Source organism: Streptomyces sp. KR55 (assembly GCF_052245645.1).
Classification (GTDB): Bacteria; Actinomycetota; Actinomycetes; order Streptomycetales; family Streptomycetaceae; genus Streptomyces; species Streptomyces flavusporus.
Map to the genome: position 1 here is coordinate 1 of NZ_JBQQCE010000464.1, position 7,801 is coordinate 7,801.

The following is a 7,801-nucleotide window of genomic DNA, read 5'->3' on the forward strand; positions in this document are numbered from 1 at the left end:
GGCCGTGGCATCTCGACGTCGGGGTCCAGCCACAGCTCGCTCATCGTCTCGTCGGCGACGAGCACGGTGCCCGCCGAGCGGGCCGCCTCCACCAGCCGCCGCCGCTGGTCCTCGTCGGCGAGCGCCCCGGTCGGGTTGTGGAAGTCGGCGACGACGTAGGCGATCCGCGGCGCGGCCTCCCGCAGCACCTGCCGCCAGCGGTCCAGGTCCCACCCGGCGAGCCCCTCGGCCATCGCGACGGGCACGAGCCGGGCGCCGGCCTCCCGCATCAGCTGCAGGATGTTCGCGTACGACGGCGACTCGACGGCGATGCGCTCACCACGCCCGCCGAAGAGGTGGCAGATGGCGTCGATGGCGCCCATCGCGCCGGTCGTCACCATGATCTGTTCGGGCATGGTGGGGATCCCGCGCGCGGTGTAACGGTCGGCGATCATCGCGCGCAGTGCGGGCAGTCCGGCCGGGTAGTCGCCGTGCGTGCGTGCGTAGGGCGGCAGCTCCTCCAGGGCGCCCTGGACGGCGCGGGTGAGCCAGGGTTCCGGCGCGGGCAGTGCCGCGCAGCCAAGGTCAATCATCGAACCGAGTGCCTCGGGCGGCAGCGGTTCCAGGCCGCGCGCGGGGATCGGATTTCCGGCCGGTACGGCGGTCCAGCTGCCGGCGCCGCGCCGCGACTCCAGGAATCCCTCGGTGCGCAGCGCCTCGTAGGCGGCGGCGACCGTCGTACGGCTGACGGACAGCGCGAGGGCGAGCTCCCGCTCGGCGGGCAGCCGGGCGGCCACCGGCACCCGCCCCTCGAGCACCAGCAGGCGGATGCCGTCGGCGAGCGCGCGATAGGCCGGCGGACGGCGCGACCCCGGGCCCGCCGGGCGGTCCTGCTGCGACTTGAGCAGCCGGGCGAGCTGCGCCGCCCCCACCGCCGAGGTCCACTGAGCCATGCGTACCAGTCCACCTTCCCCGAATTGGCCATGGATGGCGTTACTTCCCAAGCCACAGAGTGTCATGCATCAGGCCACTACCACCACCAGGGGGGCACGTCTTGTCCACGCAGGGGCATCTCATACGTCGGTTGACCCAGCTCTACGCCGGCCTCGCGCTGTACGGTGCGAGCTCCGCGCTCCTGGTGAAGTCCGGCCTCGGCCTGGAGCCCTGGAACGTGCTGCACCAGGGACTGGCCGAGCGCACGGGCCTGAGCATCGGGACGGTGCTGATCATCGTGGGGGCGGCCGTCCTCCTGTTGTGGATCCCGCTGCGCCAGCGTCCCGGCCTCGGCACGGTCTCCAACGTCTTCGTGATCGGCGTCGTCATGGACGGCACGCTGGCGGTGGTGCCCCAGGCGCACACCCTGGCCGTGCAGGTTCCGTTGATGCTGGCGGGCGTCGCTCTCAACGGCGTCGCCACCGGCCTCTATATCGCCGCGCGGTTCGGTCCCGGTCCGCGCGACGGGCTCATGACGGGGCTGCACCGGCGCACCGGCCGCTCGATCCGGCTGATCCGGACCGCCGTCGAGGTCGCGGTCGTGGTGACCGGCTTCGCGCTGGGCGGCACCATCGGTGTCGGCACGCTGCTGTACGCGGTGTCGATCGGCCCGCTCGCCCAGCTGTTCCTGCGGGTGTTCGCCGTCCCCTCGGCATCCGGCGTCAGTACCGTCGTTGCCACCGGTCAACCCCGGCGCGCGATACTGCGTCCGTGAGCACGCGCATACGCCACCCCTTCCTGGACCATCCCGGCCCGATCGCCTTCGCCCACCGGGGCGGGGCGGCGGACGGCCTGGAGAACACCGTGCTGCAGTTCCGCCGCGCGGTCGAGGCGGGTTACCGGTACATCGAGACCGACGTCCACGCCACGCGGGACGGCCGGATCGTCGCCTTCCACGATGCGACGCTGGACCGGGTGACCGACGGGGCGGGCCGGATCGCCGACCTGCCCTGGGACGACGTACGGCACGCGCGCGTGGCGGGCCGGGAACCGGTGCCGCTGCTCGAGGAGCTCCTGGAGACCTTCCCCGACGTGCGCTGGAACATCGACCTCAAGGCGGAGTCGAGCCTCCACCCCTTCCTGGAGCTGATCGAGCGCACCGACGCCTGGGACCGGATCTGCGTGGGCTCCTTCTCCGAGGCCCGCGTGGTCCGCGCCCAGCGCCTGGCCGGACCGCGCCTGGCGACCTCGTACGGCACGCGGGGCGTGCTCAATCTGCGGCTGCGCTCCTGGGGCGTGCCGGCCGTGCTGCGCCGCTCGGCGGTCGCCGCCCAGGTGCCCGAGTCACAGTCCGGCATCCAGGTCGTGGACCGCCGCTTCGTTCGGACCGCCCACGCGCACGGACTGCATGTGCACGTGTGGACGATCAACGAACCGGAGCAGATGCACCGGCTTCTGGACCTCGGCGTCGATGGCATCATGACCGATCACATCGACACGTTGCGCAAGGTCATGGAGGACCGGGGCGTCTGGGTCTGACACCCCGGCCGACCCCCGCGCACGGCACCTTCTCGGGGAAGCGAGGGCACGGGTGGGCACCGAGACCGTGCGGACACCGGAGGCGGACGAGGCCGCTGGGCGGCGGCGCGAGCAGCGCGGCTGGTACTTCTACGACTGGGCGTGCTCCGTCTACTCGACGAGCGTGCTCACCGTGTTCCTGGGCCCCTATCTGACCACGGTCGCCGAGTCCGCCGCGGACGCCGACGGCTTCGTCCATCCGCTGGGGATCCCGGTGCGTGCCGGTTCCTTCTTCGCCTACTCGGTGTCCCTGTCGGTGATCGTGGCCGTCGTGGTGATGCCCCTGGTGGGCGCGGCCGCCGACCGCACCGGACGCAAGAAGCCCCTCCTGGGTGCCGCCGCGTATCTGGGGGCGGCGGCGACGGCGGGCATGTTCTTCCTGGACGGCGACCGCTATCTGCTCGGCGGCGCACTGCTGGTCGTCGCGAACGCGGCGCAGTCCGTGGCGATGATGCTCTACAACTCCTACCTGCCGCAGATCGCCCCGCCCGAGGAACGCGACGCGGTCTCCTCCCGGGGCTGGGCCTTCGGTTATGCGGCCGGAGCGCTGGTTCTGGTCGCGAACCTGGTCCTCTACCTCGCCCACGACGCCTTCGGCGTCTCCGAAGCCATGGCCGTGCGCATCTGCCTGGCGTCGGCCGGCCTGTGGTGGGGCGCGTTCGCGCTCATTCCGCTCCGGCGTCTGCGCGACCGCCGCGGGGCGCGGCGGGAGGCGTCCGTGACCGGCTGGCGGCAGCTCGCCGCCACCGTCCGCGACATGCGCCGCCACCCGCTGACGCTGTCCTTCCTGCTGGCGTACCTCATCTACAACGACGGCATCCAGACGGTGATCACCCAGGCGTCGGTCTACGGCTCCGAGGAGCTGGACCTCGGACAGTCCACACTCATCGGCGCCATCCTGCTCGTGCAGGTGCTCGCGGTGTTCGGCGCGCTGGCGCTGGGCCGGCTGGCCCGTCGGTACGGCGCGAAGCGCACGATCCTCGGTTCACTGATCGCCTGGACGCTGACCCTGGCCGCCGGCTACTTCCTCCCGGCCGGGGCGCCGGTCTGGTTCTTCGTGCTGGCGGCCGGGATCGGGCTCGTCCTCGGCGGCAGCCAGGCACTGTCCCGTTCGCTGTTCTCCCATCTGGTCCCGGCCGGCAAGGAGGCCGAGTACTTCTCGGCGTACGAGCTGAGCGACCGCGGAATGAGCTGGCTCGGCCCGCTGCTGTTCGGTCTGACCTACCAGCTGACCGGAAGCTATCGGGACGCGATCATCTCGCTGGTGGCCTTCTTCGTCCTCGGGTTCGTGCTGCTCGCGAGGGTTCCGGTACGGCGTGCGATCGGCGAGGCCGGGAACCCGGTTCCGGACAGGATTTAGCGCTCACAGCGAAAGGGCTGTAGTGTACGCGTTTGGCCTGCCAGGCGTACCGTTACTGCGCGTCAAAGAAGCCGAAACGCTGGGTGACATCTACTGCAAGATGTGACAAACCGGGCGCCGGTGGGTACAACATGGGCGGCTACGACGGCGACGCATGACCCGGAACGGGACTCCGAACGGGAATCTTTACCGCCGACCGGACGTTGACCGGATGACGACGACAGCGACACCTGTCCTGTGGGCGACAAGCCCGGGAGGCACGATTCATGAGTGAGCGAGCTCTTCGCGGCACGCGCCTCGTGGTGACCAGCTACGAGACGGACCGCGGCATCGACCTGGCCCCGCGCCAGGCCGTGGAGTACGCATGCGAGAAGGGGCACCGCTTCGAGATGCCCTTCTCGGTCGAGGCGGAGATCCCGCCGGAGTGGGAGTGCAAGGTCTGCGGTGCCCAGGCACTCCTTGTGGACGGCGAGGGTCCGGAGGAGAAGAAGGCCAAGCCGGCGCGTACGCATTGGGACATGCTGATGGAGCGGCGCACGCGTGAGGAGCTCGAAGAGGTCCTCGAAGAGCGTCTCGCCGTTCTGCGTTCCGGCGCAATGAACATCGCGGTGCATCCCCGAGACAGCCGCAAGTCCGCGTAGTCCCTGCGGGGCTCGGACCGGGGGTTCAGCGTGCGCCAATGACCGCGGGCGCCGTACGTGAGGTTGACGTACGGCGCCCGCGGTCTTGTGTGCGACGGTCGCGTCCCTGCGCTCAGCGCGTCAGCGGAGGGCGAGGTTCCTGCGGGGTCTCCCCGGGCTCGTCCCTGATGACCTCACCCTGCACGACCTTGCCGTCCGGGCGGTGCATGCGGGCCTGCTGAAAGGCGTCGCCGAGGCTACCGGGTGCGGCGCGGCGGAGTCGGCGGTCCACTGTGCGCTCCGCGTACCGGCTGAGGGCCTTCTGGACCGGCTGAATCAGCAGGAGCAGGCCTACCCCGTCCGAGATCAGACCGGGAAGCATCAGAAGCAGGCCGCCCAGCATCATCAGGCCGTTGCCGCCGCCGCTCGATGGCGCACCACCGCGCTGAAGTGCCTCGTTCAGGTTCTGGAAGGCGCGCCGGCCTGCCCGCTTGATGACCACCGTACCGAGCACCAACCCGGCGAGCAGCAGCAGGAAGACCGTGAGCCCGCCCGCCCAGTCGGCGACCACGGTCAGCAGCCAGATCTCCAGTACCAGCCACGCGGCGATACCCAGCGGAAGGAGGGTGCGCAGCCGTGAGCGCCGGGGCCGCGTGGAGTAGGGAGGGGTCGAAGCGCCAGTCGTCATGACTCCAGTGTGCCTGGGCCCGGCTCAGCGCGGGATAAACCCCTACGACTGCGGCGGCCGTCCCCGGCCCAGGATCTTGCCGACCCGCTCCCCCACGCCCCATGTGGTGACGCGCCACAGCGCCTCGACGAGGATGTCGCGGCTCATCTTGGAGTCGCCCAGCTCGCGCTCGACAAAGGTGATCGGCACCTCGACGACGTGGTAGCCGGCCTTCACGGCACGGCGGGCCAGGTCGACCTGGAAGCAGTAGCCCTGGGAGGCGACGTCGCCGAGGCCGAGGCCCTCCAGGGTCTCGCGGCGGAAGGCACGGTAGCCGCCGGTGACGTCGCGGATCGGCACGTCCAGCAGCACACGTGAGTAGAGGCTGCCGCCACGGGAGATGAACTCGCGGCTCCTGGGCCAGTTCACGACCCGGCCGCCGGGCACCCAGCGCGAGCCGAGCACCAGGTCGGCACCCTTGAGCGCGGTCAGCAGCCGGGGCAGCTCCTCGGGCTGGTGGGAGCCGTCGGCGTCCATTTCGATCAGTACGCCGTATCCGTTCTCCATACCCCAGCGGAAGCCCGCGAGATAGGCGGCGCCGAGGCCCTCCTTGCCCTTGCGGTGCAGGACCCGGACGTGGTCGTCGCCGGCGGCCAGCTCGTCGGCGAGCTTTCCGGTGCCGTCGGGGCTGTTGTCGTCGGCCACGAGGACGTGCGCCTCGGGAACCGCGTTGCGCACCCGGCCGACGATGCTCTTGATGTTCTCCGCCTCGTTGTAGGTCGGAATGATCACCAAGGCGGTGCCGAGCGGGCCGAAGCGCCTCCCCCGGGCCTCTGCCGCGCGGGTCCCCTCGCCGTCGTTCACTGCTGCCCCTTCATGTCCGTCGCAGACGTCCACCATAGTGGCCGCAGCCTGCGCGGACGTGAACAGGACGGTCGTAAGGCGGTGTCGATTCCGCAGGAGCGGGGTAAGGATGCATTTTTGGCCCTCTGTGCGAGGCGCGCTGCGGATGGGGGCCCGGCGCCCTTCGGGCCGACCTGGGACCCGCCGGCTGCGGATCGACCTGAAGCCGTTGTCTACTGAGCTCCCGGACCCCACCCTGGTCACACCCTTCCCCCGAGCTGTCGACTTCGCTCAGGCAGGGACGGACCCCCGTCCGGCCGGACGGCTCCCCAGCCGCGGCGCGGTCGCTGAGCCTGGCTCCCAGTGACGGTGCCCCGGTGCGGTACACCGTCCCTGACCCAGCGGTGCCGCGACACGTACGCGGACGTTCGCCGGTCGGGCGTCCCGTGGTGGACCCGGCCGAACCTACCGGCCCCGGGCCGCGGCCTGTCAACAGCCGTGTGAGCTACGGGGGTTCCCACCATGCCCAGGTCGGCCCCCTGGACACGCAGGTCGCGCAACGGCGCGGCGGGCGGTGAGGCCCCCCGCACCACCCCGGGAGATCACTCGCCCGGCCGTACGAACACCGTCCGTCCACCCACCACGGTGCGCAGGCAGACGGGCAGGTCGGAGCCCGGGGTCAGGTCGGGCAGGCCGGGGGTGCCGGAGCGGGGGTCGGTCGACCAGCGCGCGACCCGGTCGTCGGGCGCCTGGACGACCAGCTCACCGGTGCGCCACACGGCGTAGTCCGCGGGCGCGCCCGGCACCAGGACGCCCGCGTCGTCGCGTCCGGTCGCCCGCCAGCCGCCGCGCGTGTGCGCCGTGAACGCGGCGCGTACGGAGACCCGGTGCTCGGGCGTGCGATGGAAGGCGGCGGCCCGGACGGTGCCCCACGGGTCGAGGGGCGTGACCGGGCTGTCGGAACCGAGGGCGAGCGGGACGCCGGCGCGCAGCAGCGCGGCGAAGGGGTTCAGCGTGCGGGCACGCTCCACTCCGAGGCGCTGGGCGTACATGCCCTCGTCGCCGCCCCACAGCGCGTCGAAGGCCGGCTGCACGGACGCCGTCAGGCCGAGCTCGGCGAAGGCCGCGATGGTGTCGGGGGTGAGCATCTCGGCGTGTTCGACGCGGTGGCGGGCGGCACGGATCCGGGCGAGGCCGACCTTCTCGGCGGCAGCGCGGACGCCCTCGACGAGGGTGGTCAGGGCGGCGTCGCCGATCGCGTGGAAGCCCGCCTGGAGGCCCGCCTCGGCGCAGGCGACGACATGGGCGGCGACGGCTGCCGCGTCGAGGTAGGCGGTGCCGGTGTGGCCGGCGTCGGCGTACGGCTCGTGCAGGCAGGCCGTGTGGGAGCCGAGGGCGCCGTCGACGAACAGATCCCCGGCGGCGCCGGCCGCGCCCAGCTCGCGCGCCTTCTCGACGTCCCGCTCGGCCCAGTAGCCGACGACCCGCGGCCCCGGCTCCTCGGCGGCGAGCCGCAGCAGCCCCGTGAAGTCGTCCTCGGAGGAGATATCCGGCCCGGCGCACTCGTGGACCGAGCCGATGCCGAGGGACGCGGCGTGGGCGAGGGCGGCGCGCTGGGCCTCGGTGCGCTGGGCCGGGGTGACGGCGGCGAACGCGGCGGCGCGTACGGCGTGATGGGCGTCGCGGGTGAGGGGACCGTCCTCCCGCTCGAGGCCTGGAACGAGGTCGAGCAGGGCGGTGGTGACGACCGCCGAGTGCACGTCGATCCGGCTGAGGTAGAGGGGACGGCCGCCGGTGGCCTCGTCGAGCTCCGCGCGGGTC

7 protein-coding genes and 1 pseudogene are annotated in these 7,801 nt (G+C 72.0%); 4 read left to right on the forward strand and 4 right to left on the reverse strand.

The features are described 5' to 3' along the window. A pseudogene (locus tag ACTWQJ_RS41910) lies at nt 1–932 on the reverse strand (SCO1417 family MocR-like transcription factor); the annotation flags it as partial. Nucleotides 933–1,033: 101 nt separating this feature from the next. On the opposite strand from ACTWQJ_RS41910, the gene yczE reads away from it, so the two are divergent. The 4 genes from yczE (at nt 1,034) to ACTWQJ_RS41930 (ending at nt 4,491) form a co-directional block, all read left to right on the forward strand. Next, nucleotides 1,034–1,687: a membrane protein YczE gene (yczE, locus tag ACTWQJ_RS41915; protein WP_443311666.1), complete on the forward strand. Its 654-nt coding sequence runs from the start codon at nt 1,034–1,036 to the stop codon at nt 1,685–1,687. Further along, nucleotides 1,684–2,451: a glycerophosphodiester phosphodiesterase gene (locus tag ACTWQJ_RS41920; RefSeq protein WP_443311667.1), complete on the forward strand. Its 768-nt coding sequence runs from the start codon at nt 1,684–1,686 to the stop codon at nt 2,449–2,451. The genes yczE and ACTWQJ_RS41920 overlap by 4 nt, the downstream gene beginning before the upstream one ends. Before the next feature lie 52 nt (nt 2,452–2,503). Continuing rightward, nucleotides 2,504–3,850, forward strand: a complete 1,347-nt coding sequence (locus ACTWQJ_RS41925; protein WP_443311668.1) for an MFS transporter — start codon at nt 2,504–2,506, stop codon at nt 3,848–3,850. Nucleotides 3,851–4,116: 266 nt separating this feature from the next. Next, nucleotides 4,117–4,491 (forward strand): RNA polymerase-binding protein RbpA, encoded by a 375-nt coding sequence (locus ACTWQJ_RS41930; RefSeq protein WP_099500427.1) that lies wholly within the window; start codon nt 4,117–4,119, stop codon nt 4,489–4,491. A gap of 112 nt (nt 4,492–4,603) precedes the next feature. Here the strand turns inward: ACTWQJ_RS41930 and fxsA are convergent, their stop codons facing one another. The 3 genes from fxsA to ACTWQJ_RS41945 form a co-directional block, all read right to left on the reverse strand. Next, nucleotides 4,604–5,158: an FxsA family membrane protein gene (gene fxsA, locus ACTWQJ_RS41935; RefSeq protein WP_443311669.1), complete on the reverse strand. Its 555-nt coding sequence runs from the start codon at nt 5,156–5,158 to the stop codon at nt 4,604–4,606. Nucleotides 5,159–5,200: 42 nt separating this feature from the next. Next, entirely contained in the window at nt 5,201–6,001 is an 801-nt protein-coding gene (locus ACTWQJ_RS41940) for a polyprenol monophosphomannose synthase (protein ID WP_443311670.1), read from the reverse strand. Nucleotides 6,002–6,582: 581 nt separating this feature from the next. Then, nucleotides 6,583–7,801, reverse strand: a 1,219-nt coding sequence (locus tag ACTWQJ_RS41945; RefSeq protein WP_443311671.1) for an amidohydrolase, incomplete at its 5' end; no start/stop codon positions are given.

Bases quoted from the DNA above. Each gene is read 5' to 3' on its own strand.
- fxsA (WP_443311669.1), bottom strand. From the start codon at position 5,158: ATGACGACTGGCGCTTCGACCCCTCCCTACTCCACGCGGCCCCGGCGC.
- ACTWQJ_RS41930 (WP_099500427.1), top strand. From the start codon at position 4,117: ATGAGTGAGCGAGCTCTTCGCGGCACGCGCCTCGTGGTGACCAGCTAC.